Raw genomic sequence first — 12,604 nt, 5'->3', positions numbered from 1 at the left:
TTTAATTTTATAGGTGATGCAGTGCGTGATGCACTAGATCCAAGAATTCATTAAAAAGGTAGGGATAGATGTGAAGAAAATCATTAGTATCGCAATTATAGTTTTAGCGTTGGTATTAAGTGGTTGTGGTGTCCCTACGAAATCAGAAGTGGCTCAAAAGTCATCGAAAGTTGAAGTGAAAGGCGAGCGACCAACAATACATTTCCTAGGACAAGCAAGTTATGAAAATGATATGAATATCGTTAAAGATCAATTGGAAAATGCAGGATTTAACGTGAAGATGAATATCCAACCAGATTATGGTAGCTATCGTACACAACGTCAAGCCGGCAATTATGATATCCAAATTGATGACTGGATGACAGTGTTTGGTGACCCGAACTATGCTATGACGGCATTATTTAGTTCTACAGGATCAAATAGTTTATTGAAAGATAAACATGTAGACCAGTTGTTAAATAAAGCTTCTACTCAAAATGAAGCAGATGTTAAACAAACATATAAGCAAATTGAAGATGAAGTTGTATTTGATAAAGGGTATATGGCGCCTTTATATGGATCAAAAAAGAATTTAGTATATGACAATAAAGTGTTAGATAAAAATAGTGTTGGATTGCCAAATTCACGTGCATTAATATGGCAACAATTTGATTACAACAATAGTAGAGAACGAGATACGCGGCCACTTGTGATGACACAACAAGATGGTGAAATTCCTACATTGGATCCAATACGTTCAATTGCGCCGTCAGTATATTCAATTAATATGAATATGTACACAAGGTTATTATTATTAGATGAAAATGATCACTTAACAACGAAAGGTTCGTTAAGTCGTGATTATGCTGTGAATAAGGACAATAAAGCATTTTATTTCTTGTTAAGAGATGATGATTATTTTGCGAAAGTGGTCAATGGACAAGCACGTAATACTGGAGAGCGTGTATCGGCTGAAGATGTTAAGTTTTCTTTAGATAGAGCACGTGATAAAAAGTCTGTGCCTAACAATAATACTTACAATATGCACAAACATATAAATGACATCAAGATATTAAAAGATGAGGACATCGATCAGTTGCGTAAAGAGAAAGACAAGGACGATAAATCAATCTATGATAAGTTGATTAAAGCTTATAACGTCAAATCGTTAACGACAGATGGTCAAAAAGTAAATAATAAAGACGGTATTTATCAAATTGTTAAAATTACGACAGATCAATCGATGCCTCGAGAGGTAAATTACTTAACACACTCTTCGGCAGGCATTTTATCTAAAAAATTTGTTAATCAAGTAAATCAAGAATATCCAAAAGGATATGGGGATAGCAGTACAATTCCTGCAAATTCAGATGGGAAAAATGCGCTGTATGCAAGTGGCGCATACATTATGACACAGAAAAATGCATATCAAGCAACGTTTCAACGTAATCCAGGATTCAACGAAACAGAAAAAGGTAGTTATGGACCAGCTAAAATTAAAAATATTACATTGAAGTTTAATGGTGACCCGAATAATGCATTGTCAGAACTTAGAAATCATTCAATTGATATGTTGGCAGATGTGAATCAAAAACATTTTGATTTAATTAAGTCGGATAAAAATTTAAGCATTATTCGCAAAAATGGACGCAAGTCAGTCTTTTTAATGCTAAATATTAAAAAAGGTATATTTAAGACGCATCCAAACTTGAGACAAGCAGTAGTTAATGCGATAGATCAGGATCAATTTATTAAGTTTTATCGTGGCGATAAATTTAAAATTGCATCACCGATTACACCACTTGTCGATACTGGTAACGAGCAACGTCAAGATTTAGAAAAAGTAGAAAAAGCCATTAATCAATAATGTTTTAAATATTTAACAGAAAGTAGGAGGATATAGTATGGTCATTAACTTAAATGACAAACAGACAAAAACATCTAAAGAAGGGTTAATTTCCGTATCACATCCTCTTGCGGCTAAAATTGGTAAGGATGTATTAGATCAAGGTGGCAACGCCATGGATGCCGTGATTGCAATTCAACTGGCATTGAATGTGGTAGAACCATTTGCATCAGGTATTGGTGGTGGCGGGTACTTGCTATATTATGAGCAAAGTACTGGCAGTATAACTGCGTTTGATGCACGTGAGACAGCACCTGAACATGTAGACAAACAATTTTATCTAGATGATTCAGGCGAATATAAATCATTTTTTGATATGACTACACATGGTAAAACTGTCGCTGTGCCAGCAATTCCAAAGCTGTTTGATTATATTCACAAGCGTTATGCTAAATTGTCATTGGAAGATTTAATTAATCCTGCAATTGAACTAGCCATTGAAGGTCATGCAGCCAATTGGGCTACTGAAAAATATTCGCGCCAGCAACACGCACGATTGACAAAGTATCATGAAACGGCACAAGTATTTACGCATGAAAATCAATATTGGCGTGAAGGTGATTGGATTATACAACCCGAATTAGGTAAGACATTTCAAATATTAAGAGAACAAGGGTTTAATGCATTTTATAAAGGTGACATTGCGAAACAATTAGTCAATGTTGTCAAAGCATGTGGTGGGACAATCACTTTAGAGGATCTAGCCAAATATGACATTCAGATTAAAGCGCCAATCAGTGCAACATTTAAAGACTATGACATTTATTCAATGGGACCATCTAGTTCTGGCGGTATCACGGTAATTCAAATATTGAAGTTATTAGAACATGTCGATTTACCATCTATGGGTCCAAGATCTGTTGATTACTTGCATCATTTGATACAAGCGATGCATTTAGCATATAGTGATCGTGCGCAATACTTGGCGGATGATAATTTTCATGAGGTGCCTGTACAGTCATTAATTGATGATGATTATTTAAAAGCACGCAGTACGCTCATTGATAGCAATAAAGCAAATATTGATATAGAGCATGGTGTTGTGTCTGATTGCATTAGTCATACAGATGTTGAAGAAAATCATACCGAAACAACTCATTTTTGTGTGATTGATAAGGAAGGTAATATTGCTTCATTTACGACATCAATTGGTATGATTTATGGTTCAGGTATCACGATTCCAGGCTACGGTGTGTTATTGAATACGACAATGGATGGCTTTGATGTAGTAGATGGTGGTATTAACGAAATTGCACCATATAAACGACCACTAAGTAACATGGCTCCAACGATTGTGATGTATCACGGGAAGCCAATATTAACAGTAGGTGCACCTGGTGCCATAAGTATCATTGCTAGTGTTGCGCAAACATTAATCAATGTATTAGTGTTTGGCATGGATATTCAGCAGGCTATAGATGAACCTAGAATTTATAGTAGCCATCCTAATCGCATTGAATGGGAGCCTCAATTTTCACAATCTACAATATTAGCATTGATTGCACGTGGACATGCAATGGAACATAAACCAGATGCCTATATTGGAGATGTACATGGACTACAGGTTGACTTGAATACACGTGACGCGTCGGGAGGTGCTGATGATACGAGGGAAGGCACAGTGATAGGTGGCGATGTATTATCAATTAGAAAACAACCATTACCTAGTCCGAAAATATACGATAATGACACCCATCGAGTATATTTCAATGATATACAGTTGCCATTATATGCTGAACAAGTGCGGTGGATGCATGACAAATATTGGGTTGATGAAAGTGTTGTCAGAATCATCTTCTCTGAAGTTAGTGCACATATTGAAGATTTAAGAAGTTATGATATCGCCGGAAAAAATTATATAGATATTGCCTGGTTGGCACGGAAGAAAGGTTATCAAGTTACCTTAAAGGATGACAGTTTATACTTAACTGATGAAACGTATCATTCAGTGAAAGCAAACACAAATGCATACTATAGATATGATCGAGATAGTATCACAAGATAATTTATGTATTTGATATATAGTTTGAAGTGGATTTTGATTTTTGTTGAACGAAAGGGTTCGATTTCAAACTTTAGAGTGATGCTTGAGTGTAGTAATGTTGAAGTTGTTATAAGAAACGCTAGTCGCCTTTGTAAAATATAAAACGCCCCACAAATTCGTTTTTGATGTACACCACAATAGTTAGTCTAAAATCTAACTTGATGTGATTCGGTACAATTAAATGAATGATGTGAGGCGTTTTTATAATGTGAGATTTTAATAAATGATTTGGTTATTTCTATAATTACATCATAAGTATTAATGTTCACTTAATTTATTATAAGTAAGGCTTTCTTTGTATATAATTTGGTCTTTTCCAGGACTTGAAAAATAAAAATAAAGTTTCTGATCTTGATGATTATTGCCTTTTAAATCACTCATTCCCTTTAATTCCACCTTTGTTGATGCATTTCTGGGAATATTATATCTACGTTTTAATTGTTTAACGTTTGGATTATCATTCGACAACTTACCAGATAAATTATAATAATCAGTGGTAGGATCATGTGTGACTTTCAAATCATTGCTATTTAAAATGCTTGTTAAATCACCACTTTGAATCAAAAATTGATTGTTTTCGATTTTTTGTTTCAGCGCGGGATCTTTTACGTCTTTTGTGAAAACGATTTTATTATTAACTACTTTTACTGGATAACTTTTGTATGTCGAGTCAGTAGCATTTTTTCTATCGTTTGTAGTTGTGTCATATTCACCAGTTATTTTATGTGTGTTCTTATCTACCTTTAACAACATACGGTCTTCTTTTAAAAGCTCATCTGATCCAACAACTGAATAAGAGGATTCTATATACCATGTGTCTTGATCATTATTTTCATAATGGGGATTATCGTGACCATCAATTTCATAAAGCGTTTCTAAGTTTTTAATAGGATACGTACTTAGTACTTTTTTAAGACCATCTTTCAAATGAATTTGTTCCCACTTCATTGCCAAAAACATACCGCCACTGACTACAATTGAAATAATAATAATTGCTGCTAAGTTTAACCAGAAAATTTTATGTGCTTTCATACATTCACATCTTTTCTTAAAATACTTAATTAACACTATAATAATATATTTTAAAAATATTTACATCAGTATTAAAGTGATATCAAACTTTAAATGTGTGGAAATAATAGGTATTTATAAAAAAGTAGGAAATGCATACAATTAAAAACTGTGTGACGTTTGAGACGTCACACAGTGTAATTAAAAATTTAAAATGTAGTTGCTAATTTTTCAGCATTATTAATACTAGTTGCTTTAATTTCTTCAGTCTTATGAGGTTCAGCATTGTGTCCTTCAATAATGATTGTTTCATATGATGGCACACCTAAGAATGTCATAATTGTTCTTAAATAACGGTCACCCATTTCAAAATCAGCAGCAGGTCCTTCAGTATAATATCCACCACGTGATTGAATGTGTAATACTTTTTTGTCAGTTAACAAACCTTGAGGTCCTTCAGCAGAATATTTAAAAGTTTTACCTGCAATTGAAATAGCATCAATATATGCTTTAACTACAGGTGGGAAAGAAAGGTTCCACATAGGCGTTACAAATACATATTTATCTGCACTTAAAAATTCTTCTAAAATGTCACTCAATCTTGAAACTTTCATTTGTTCATCATCAGTTAACGTTTCGCCATTACTCATTTTTCCCCAACCAGTTAATACATCTTTGTCAATAACTGGAATATAAGTTTCAAATAAATCAATATGTTTCACTTCATCATCAGGATGTTGTTGTTGATATGTTTCGATAAATGCTTTACCAGCCGCCATAGAATTTGATACCAGTTCATTAAAAGGGTGTGCTGTAATATATAATACTTTTGCCATTTGAAAATTCTCCTCTGTTTCTGTTATTTTCTTGAGTATAATTATTATATTAGATATAAAATTTGATATCAATAAAAATATTCAAATTACCATCATTTTCTTCATCTATATTTGGCAGTACTACTAAAGTATGAGTGCATTTAATTATGAAATAGTTGATTTAGAATATATACTTAATACCCAAAATATATGAAGGATGGATGCCACTATGACAAAGCGACCAAAACGTATTTTGGCAACAATTATCATTTTTCTTTCACTATTATTTACGATTATTTATATAGATGACATTCAAAAATGGTTTAACCAATATACCGATAAATTGACACAAAATCATAAAGGACAAGGACACTCAAAATGGGAAGACTTTTTTAGAGGGAGTCGGATTACTGAGACTTTTGGTAAATATCAACATTCACCATTTGATGGTAAGCATTATGGCATTGATTTTGCATTGCCAAAAGGTACACCAATTAAAGCGCCGACGAATGGTAAAGTAACACGTATCTTTAATAATGAATTGGGCGGCAAGGTATTACAGATTGCCGAAGACAATGGAGAATATCACCAGTGGTATCTACACTTAGACAAATATAATGTCAAAGTAGGTGATCGAGTCAAAGCAGGTGATATTATTGCATATTCAGGCAATACAGGTAAACAAACGACAGGCGCACATTTACATTTTCAAAGAATGAAGGGTGGCGTAGGTAATGCATATGCAGAAGATCCAAAACCGTTTATCGATCAGTTACCTGATGGGGAACGTAGCCTATATGATTTGTAGTTATAGAAGGGTGCCCGCAGTCTAAAAAATTAAGCAATCATTGTGTGAGTATGATACTTACATAATGGTTGCTTTTTTCAATGAAAATCGTAATGCTAAGTCATACTTGTTTGATTTAGATATTACTTAAAATGTAAGACAAGGTTGTTAGCATTGGCAGTGAAATATCGCACATAAAAAAACATTATTGTCACACTAGAAAATAGTTGTGCACTATATCAATTTTCTGTATAAAAGTTTAATTCTGACAGTAATGTAAACGTTTACAATTTATGATTGACATTAATAATGACTGAATATATGATTTATGTAAGTATTTGTGCAAACGTTTTCACAAAGTGTATTGCACAATCAAACTGTAAACAAAGTATGGGAGGCATAACATGGCAGAACTAAAGTTAGAGCATATTAAAAAGACGTATGATAACAACAATACTGTAGTGAAAGATTTTAATCTACATATTACTGACAAAGAATTCATTGTATTTGTTGGACCATCGGGATGTGGTAAATCAACAACATTACGAATGGTTGCTGGACTAGAGTCTATCACATCTGGAGATTTTTATATTGATGGGGAACGCATGAACGATGTTGAACCAAAGAATAGAGATATTGCGATGGTATTTCAAAACTATGCATTATATCCACATATGACTGTTTTTGAAAATATGGCATTTGGGCTAAAGCTACGTAAAGTAAATAAAAAAGAGATTGAACAAAAAGTCAATGAAGCAGCTGAAATATTAGGATTAACTGAGTATCTTGGTCGTAAACCAAAAGCGTTATCTGGTGGACAGCGTCAACGTGTTGCTTTGGGCAGAGCTATTGTTAGGGATGCGAAAGTCTTTTTAATGGATGAACCATTATCGAATCTTGATGCGAAGCTTCGAGTACAAATGCGCACAGAAATATTGAAATTACATAAGCGACTTAATACTACGACAATTTATGTTACACATGATCAAACTGAAGCATTGACGATGGCTAGTCGAATTGTTGTTTTGAAAGATGGCGACATTATGCAAGTCGGCACACCTAGAGAAATATATGATGCCCCTAATTGCATATTTGTGGCGCAATTTATCGGCTCACCAGCAATGAATATGTTGAATGCTACAGTTGAAATGGACGGATTGAAGGTAGGAACACACCATTTTAAATTACATAATAAAAAATTTGAAAAGTTAAAAGCTGCTGGCTACTTAGACAAGGAAATTATTTTAGGTATTCGAGCTGAAGACATTCATGAAGAACCAATATTTATTCAAACTTCTCCAGAGACACAATTTGAATCTGAAGTAGTTGTATCCGAACTGTTAGGTTCAGAAATCATGGTACATAGTACATTCCAAGGAATGGAATTGATTTCTAAATTAGATTCAAGAACCCAAGTGATGACGAACGACAAGATTACACTAGCATTTGATATGAATAAGTGTCACTTTTTTGATGAAAAAACAGGAAATCGTATCGTCTAAGGGGGAGTATTCATGTCTAAAATTTTAAAATGTATCACGTTAGCCGTGGTAATGTTATTAATCGTAACTGCATGTGGCCCTAATCGTTCGAAAGAAGATATTGATAAAGCATTGAATAAAGATAATTCTAAAGACAAGCCTAACCAACTTACGATGTGGGTGGATGGCGACAAGCAAATGGCGTTTTATAAAAAAATTACGAATCAATATACTAAAAAAACCGGCATCAAAGTAAAGCTTGTAAATATTGGTCAAAATGATCAACTAGAAAATATTTCGCTAGACGCTCCTGCAGGAAAAGGTCCAGATATCTTTTTCTTAGCACATGATAATACTGGAAGTGCCTATCTACAAGGCTTAGCTGCTGAAATCAAATTATCAAAAGATGAGTTGAAAGGTTTCAATAAGCAAGCACTTAAAGCGATGAATTATGACAATAAGCAACTAGCATTGCCAGCTATCGTAGAAACAACCGCACTTTTCTATAATAAAAAATTAGTGAAAAATGCACCGCAAACGTTAGAAGAAGTTGAAGCTAATGCTGCCAAGCTAACTGATAGTAAAAAGAAACAATACGGTATGTTATTTGATGCTAAAAATTTCTATTTTAATTATCCGTTTTTATTCGGCAATGATGATTATATTTTCAAGAAAAATGGCAGTGAATATGATATTCATCAGCTAGGACTAAATTCAAAACATGTCGTCAAGAATGCTGAACGATTACAAAAATGGTACGACAAAGGGTATCTTCCTAAGGCAGCAACACATGATGTCATGATTGGTCTTTTTAAAGAAGGAAAAGTAGGACAATTTGTCACTGGACCGTGGAACATTAATGAATATCAAGAAACGTTTGGTAAAGATTTAGGAGTAACAACATTACCTACAGATGGTGGCAAACCTATGAAACCATTTCTCGGTGTACGTGGTTGGTATTTATCTGAATATAGTAAACATAAGTATTGGGCTAAAGATTTAATGCTGTATATCACTAGTAAAGATACATTACAAAAATATACAGATGAAATGAGCGAAATTACTGGACGTGTTGACGTGAAATCATCTAATCCAAATTTAAAAGTGTTTGAAAAGCAAGCACGTCATGCTGAACCGATGCCTAATATTCCTGAAATGCGACAAGTTTGGGAGCCAATGGGCAATGCAAGCATATTTATCTCAAATGGTAAGAATCCTAAACAAGCGTTAGATGAGGCGACGAATGATATAACGCAAAATATTAAGATTCTTCATCCGTCACAAAATGATAAGAAAGGAGATTAGTTATGACGAAACGTAACCCTAAATTAGCGGCATTATTATCTGTTATACCTGGTTTGGGACAGTTTTATAATAAAAGACCCATTAAAGGGACGATATTTTTTATCTTTTTCATCAGTTTTATTTCTGTATTTTATAGCTTTTTAAATATTGGTTTTTGGGGATTGTTCACATTAGGGACAGTACCTAAGTTAGACGATTCTCGTGTCTTACTTGCACAAGGTATTATTTCTATCTTACTCGTTGCTTTTGCAATCATGCTATATGTCATTAATATTTTAGATGCATATCGTAATGCTGAACGATTTAATCGCAATGAGGAAATAAAGGATCCGAAGGCACGTATGGTTGCAACATGGGACAAGACGTTCCCATACTTATTAATCTCACCAGGTACATTCTTATTGATATTTGTAGTTGTATTTCCATTAATATTTATGTTTGGAGTAGCATTTACAAATTACAATTTATACAACGCGCCTCCGAGACACACATTAGAATGGGTTGGTTTAGATAACTTTAAAACGTTATTCACAATTGGCGTTTGGCGTAAAACATTTTTCAGTGTTATTACTTGGACATTAGTATGGACGCTTGTTGCAACGACACTTCAAATTGCATTAGGGCTGTTTTTGGCAATTATTGTAAATCACCCTGTCGTCAAAGGTAAGAAATTTATCCGTACTGTGTTAATCCTACCTTGGGCTGTACCATCATTTGTGACTATTTTAATATTTGTAGCGTTATTTAATGATGAATTTGGTGCGATAAATAATGATATTTTGCAACCTTTATTAGGTGTAGCACCAGCATGGTTAAGTGATCCGTTTTGGGCAAAAGTGGCATTAATCGGCATTCAAGTATGGCTTGGATTCCCATTTGTCTTTGCACTGTTCACTGGAGTACTGCAAAGTATTTCATCAGATTGGTACGAAGCAGCAGATATGGATGGTGCGTCTAGTTGGCAAAAGTTTAGAAACATCACATTCCCGCATGTCATTTACGCCACAGCGCCATTGTTAATTATGCAATATGCAGGTAATTTCAATAATTTTAATCTTATTTATCTATTTAATAAAGGCGGTCCACCAGTGTCAGGGCAGAATGCTGGTAGTACAGATATCTTGATATCTTGGGTGTATAATCTGACATTTGAGTTTAACAACTTCAACATGGGTGCAGTTGTGTCATTAATTATTGGATTTATTGTTGCTATTGTCGCATTTATTCAATTCAGACGTACAAGTACGTTTAAAGATGAGGGAGGTTTATAAGATGACAAAGAAGAAAAACATATTAAAAGCAATCGGTATTTACAGTTTTATAGCGATGATGTTTGTCATCATTTTATATCCACTACTGTGGACATTTGGCATTTCCCTTAATCCAGGTACGAACTTGTATGGTGCCAAAATGATACCAGACAATGCAACATTTAAAAATTATGCATTCTTACTATTCGATGACAGTAGTCAATACCTGACTTGGTATAAAAATACGCTTATCGTAGCATCTGCAAATGCACTGTTTAGTGTGATATTTGTCACGTTAACAGCATATGCTTTTTCTAGATATCGCTTTGTTGGTCGTAAATACGGGCTGATTACATTTTTGATTTTACAAATGTTCCCTGTATTAATGGCAATGGTCGCAATCTATATTTTGCTAAATACAATTGGATTATTAGATTCTTTATTTGGACTAACACTGGTATATATTGGTGGATCAATACCGATGAATGCCTTTTTAGTGAAAGGTTACTTCGATACGATTCCAAAAGAACTTGATGAATCTGCCAAAATTGATGGTGCAGGGCATATGCGTATTTTCTTACAAATTATGCTTCCATTAGCTAAGCCGATTTTAGCAGTTGTTGCTTTGTTCAATTTTATGGGGCCATTTATGGACTTTATATTACCTAAAATACTATTAAGAAGTCCTGAAAAATTCACATTAGCAGTTGGATTGTTCAACTTTATTAATGATAAGTATGCAAATAATTTCACAGTGTTTGCAGCAGGGGCAATTATGATTGCAGTACCTATAGCAATCGTATTCTTGTTCTTGCAACGCTATTTAGTATCAGGTTTAACAACAGGTGCGACAAAAGGTTAGTTTGAAATTAGGAGTGGGGCAGAATTGATAAAGAACCACTAATGACGATAAAGATTAAAAGGAGGACGTTATGATGACGATTAAAGTTGGAATCATTGGGTGTGGTGGTATTGCGAATGGCAAGCACATGCCAAGTTTACAAAAAGTTGAAAATGTTGAAATGATCGCATTTTGTGACGTAGACATTTCGAAAGCAGCGAGTGCGGCAGAAGCATACGGAACTGACAATGCAAAGGTTTATGATGATTACAAAGCATTGTTAAAAGATGACACGATTGATGTTATCCATGTTTGTACGCCAAATGACTCGCATTGTGAAATTACTGTAGCAGGGTTGCATGCTGGTAAACATGTGATGTGTGAAAAACCAATGGCTAAAACGACAGCAGAAGCTCAAAAAATGATAGATACAGCTAAATCAACAGGTAAAAAATTAACAATAGGTTATCAAAATCGTTTCCGAGCAGATAGTCAATTTTTACATCAAGCAGCGCAACGTGGCGACTTAGGAGACATTTACTTCGGAAAGGCACATGCCATTCGTCGTCGAGCAGTACCAACATGGGGTGTCTTTCTAGACGAAGAAGCTCAAGGTGGAGGACCATTAATCGATATCGGTACACACGCTTTAGATTTAACGTTATGGATGATGGATAATTATGAGCCAGAATCAGTGATGGGTTCAACATTCCATAAATTAAATAAACAGCATCATGCGGCAAACGCTTGGGGTTCATGGAATCCAGATGAATTTACAGTTGAAGATTCTGCGTTTGGATTTATTAAAATGAAGAATGGAGCGACGATCATTTTAGAATCCGCTTGGGCGATTAATTCTTTAGAAGTGGATGAGGCAAAATGTTCATTATCAGGAACTAAAGCAGGTGCTGATATGAAAGATGGTCTACGTATTCATGGTGAAGACATGGGTACACTTTATACCAAACACGTTGAATTGGAAAACAAAGGCGTCGACTTTTATGAAGGTAATGAAGTGGATGAAGCTGAAGAAGAAGCAAAAGCTTGGATTGATGCAGTTGTAAATGATACTGAACCAGTTGTGAAACCGGAACAAGCAATGGTAGTTACAAAAATTCTTGAAGCGATTTATCAGTCTGCAAAATCAGGCAAAGCAATTTACTTTGAATAACATCATACGGTAAG

Annotated in this window: 10 protein-coding genes; 8 read left to right on the top strand and 2 right to left on the bottom strand. The window is 34.3% G+C overall.

The genetic code is table 11. The features are described from left to right. The first annotated feature begins 70 nt into the window (after nt 1-70). Together IDG63_RS07380 and ggt are read left to right on the top strand one after the other, a co-directional pair. Nucleotides 71-1,846 carry an ABC transporter substrate-binding protein gene (locus IDG63_RS07380; RefSeq protein ID WP_000720813.1) on the top strand — a complete coding sequence of 592 codons (1,776 nt, stop codon included), beginning with the start codon at nt 71-73 and terminating at the stop codon, nt 1,844-1,846. Between the two features lie 37 nt (nt 1,847-1,883). Beyond that, on the top strand, nt 1,884-3,890 hold the full coding sequence (ggt, locus tag IDG63_RS07375; protein ID WP_000236426.1) for a gamma-glutamyltransferase: 2,007 nt from the start codon (nt 1,884-1,886) through the stop codon (nt 3,888-3,890). A 297-nt stretch (nt 3,891-4,187) separates the two neighbouring features. Here ggt and IDG63_RS07370 read toward each other — a convergent pair whose 3' ends face one another. Both IDG63_RS07370 and IDG63_RS07365 read right to left on the bottom strand, forming a co-directional pair. Next, nucleotides 4,188-4,961, bottom strand: coding sequence for a tandem-type lipoprotein (locus tag IDG63_RS07370; RefSeq protein ID WP_000643623.1), 774 nt, complete (start codon nt 4,959-4,961; stop codon nt 4,188-4,190). A gap of 188 nt (nt 4,962-5,149) precedes the next feature. Beyond that, nucleotides 5,150-5,776, bottom strand: a complete 627-nt coding sequence (locus IDG63_RS07365; RefSeq protein ID WP_001151451.1) for an FMN-dependent NADH-azoreductase — start codon at nt 5,774-5,776, stop codon at nt 5,150-5,152. 208 nt (nt 5,777-5,984) lie between these two features. Here IDG63_RS07365 and IDG63_RS07360 point away from each other — a divergent pair, with 208 nt between their 5' ends. From IDG63_RS07360 to IDG63_RS07335, 6 genes are all read left to right on the top strand, one after another. Next, nucleotides 5,985-6,563: a M23 family metallopeptidase gene (locus IDG63_RS07360; RefSeq protein WP_000166919.1), complete on the top strand. Its 579-nt coding sequence runs from the start codon at nt 5,985-5,987 to the stop codon at nt 6,561-6,563. Nucleotides 6,564-6,946: 383 nt separating this feature from the next. Beyond that, a complete protein-coding gene (locus IDG63_RS07355) occupies nt 6,947-8,044 on the top strand; it encodes an ABC transporter ATP-binding protein (protein WP_000818915.1) in 1,098 nt (365 codons plus the stop codon). Nucleotides 8,045-8,056: 12 nt separating this feature from the next. After that, the gene (locus IDG63_RS07350; protein ID WP_000034965.1) at nt 8,057-9,328 is read left to right on the top strand and encodes a maltodextrin ABC transporter substrate-binding protein; all 1,272 of its coding nucleotides are present in this window, start codon (nt 8,057-8,059) and stop codon (nt 9,326-9,328) included. A 2-nt stretch (nt 9,329-9,330) separates the two neighbouring features. After that, nucleotides 9,331-10,599, top strand: a complete 1,269-nt coding sequence (locus IDG63_RS07345; protein ID WP_000166892.1) for a sugar ABC transporter permease — start codon at nt 9,331-9,333, stop codon at nt 10,597-10,599. A 1-nt stretch (nt 10,600) separates the two neighbouring features. After that, entirely contained in the window at nt 10,601-11,440 is an 840-nt protein-coding gene (locus IDG63_RS07340) for a sugar ABC transporter permease (protein ID WP_000162661.1), read from the top strand. Between the two features lie 73 nt (nt 11,441-11,513). After that, on the top strand, nt 11,514-12,590 hold the full coding sequence (locus IDG63_RS07335; protein WP_000153466.1) for a Gfo/Idh/MocA family protein: 1,077 nt from the start codon (nt 11,514-11,516) through the stop codon (nt 12,588-12,590). Nucleotides 12,591-12,604: the final 14 nt, after the last annotated feature.

Origin of the sequence: Staphylococcus sp. EG-SA-14, assembly GCF_017151935.1 — a bacterium.
Classification (GTDB): domain Bacteria; phylum Bacillota; class Bacilli; order Staphylococcales; family Staphylococcaceae; genus Staphylococcus; species Staphylococcus aureus.
This window is presented reverse-complemented; position numbering and strand designations above follow the sequence as displayed.

Bases quoted from the DNA above. Each gene is read 5' to 3' on its own strand.
- ggt (WP_000236426.1), top strand. From the start codon at position 1,884: ATGGTCATTAACTTAAATGACAAACAGACAAAAACATCTAAAGAAGGG.
- IDG63_RS07370 (WP_000643623.1), bottom strand. From the start codon at position 4,961: ATGAAAGCACATAAAATTTTCTGGTTAAACTTAGCAGCAATTATTATT.
- IDG63_RS07365 (WP_001151451.1), bottom strand. From the start codon at position 5,776: ATGGCAAAAGTATTATATATTACAGCACACCCTTTTAATGAACTGGTA.
- IDG63_RS07360 (WP_000166919.1), top strand. From the start codon at position 5,985: ATGACAAAGCGACCAAAACGTATTTTGGCAACAATTATCATTTTTCTT.
- IDG63_RS07355 (WP_000818915.1), top strand. From the start codon at position 6,947: ATGGCAGAACTAAAGTTAGAGCATATTAAAAAGACGTATGATAACAAC.
- IDG63_RS07350 (WP_000034965.1), top strand. From the start codon at position 8,057: ATGTCTAAAATTTTAAAATGTATCACGTTAGCCGTGGTAATGTTATTA.
- IDG63_RS07345 (WP_000166892.1), top strand. From the start codon at position 9,331: ATGACGAAACGTAACCCTAAATTAGCGGCATTATTATCTGTTATACCT.
- IDG63_RS07340 (WP_000162661.1), top strand. From the start codon at position 10,601: ATGACAAAGAAGAAAAACATATTAAAAGCAATCGGTATTTACAGTTTT.
- IDG63_RS07335 (WP_000153466.1), top strand. From the start codon at position 11,514: ATGACGATTAAAGTTGGAATCATTGGGTGTGGTGGTATTGCGAATGGC.